The organism is Vibrio sp. 1402, assembly GCF_033340275.1.
On sequence record NZ_JAWOWE010000351.1, the window covers coordinates 1 to 649 of the forward strand.

Annotated in this window: 1 protein-coding gene; it reads left to right on the forward strand. The window is 46.5% G+C overall.

Features of this window, described 5'->3' with window-relative positions; all coding sequences use genetic code 11:
* Positions 1-54 precede the first annotated feature (54 nt).
* Positions 55-649 (forward strand): 3-oxoacyl-ACP reductase family protein (locus R7044_RS26010; protein WP_225456096.1); only part of this gene is annotated, 595 nt, incomplete at its 3' end.

Genomic DNA, 649 nt, shown 5'->3' on the forward strand with positions numbered 1-649 from the left:
CGTTAGAAGCCGCTAAATAATTCTTTCACGATAAGAAAAGGAAAACACAACATGATGAATCTAGAAGGTAAAATCGCTCTAGTGACTGGCGCAAGCCGTGGCATTGGTCGTGCGATTGCTGAGCTTCTTGTTGAACGCGGTGCCACCGTTATTGGTACCGCAACGTCTGAAAGCGGCGCGGCTGCGATCAGCGAATACCTAGGCGAAAATGGTAAAGGTTTAGCGCTTAACGTCACTGACGTTGAGTCTATTGAAGCAACACTAAAAACCATTAACGATGAGTTTGGTGCGATCGATATTCTAGTGAATAACGCAGGTATCACTCGCGATAACCTACTAATGCGCATGAAAGACGATGAGTGGAACGACATCATCAACACAAACCTGACGCCTATTTACCGTATGTCTAAAGCGGTTCTGCGTGGAATGATGAAAAAACGCGCGGGTCGTATCATCAACGTAGGTTCTGTTGTAGGCACTATGGGTAATGCGGGTCAAACTAACTACGCAGCAGCAAAAGCGGGCGTGATTGGTTTTACCAAATCAATGGCTCGTGAAGTGGCTTCTCGTGGCGTAACTGTTAACACAGTTGCACCTGGTTTCATCGAAACTGACATGACTAAGGCGCTAAATGATGACCAACGTGCAG